The sequence below is a fragment of the Mesorhizobium sp. M8A.F.Ca.ET.181.01.1.1 genome, assembly GCF_004792025.1.
Lineage (GTDB): Bacteria > Pseudomonadota > Alphaproteobacteria > Rhizobiales > Rhizobiaceae > Mesorhizobium.
The window spans coordinates 1-302 of the sequence record NZ_SRTV01000240.1 but is presented as its reverse complement, the minus strand read 5'-3'; the positions used below and the strand labels follow the sequence as shown (position 1 = coordinate 302).

Here is a 302-nt window from a genome sequence, read left to right as displayed (position 1 = left end):
TAAATCATGGCGAAGGAAATCAGCGCAAAACCGACTTCCATCGAATAAAGGGCATTCCAGCCATCGATCGCCAGCAGCGAGGGTGACACCATGCGCGCAAGCGGCGCCGACAACAGCGTACCTGTCAGTGCAATGCTGAATCCCAGCGAGAATTTTCGTGCGGGCGGAAAGGCCTCAAGAATATAGAGAAAGCCGAGCGATGAAATCGGCGCGGCCGCCATGCCGCTGACGAACCGGATGACGATGGCCGAATGCAGGTCCGTCACGAAGAGGTTGAGGCAGGAAGCAACCACGAAGGCGAT

At 57.0% G+C, this 302-nt stretch carries 1 pseudogene; it reads right to left on the bottom strand.

The features are described from left to right. Nucleotides 1–302: pseudogene (locus EN824_RS34440) on the bottom strand (MFS transporter); the annotation flags it as partial.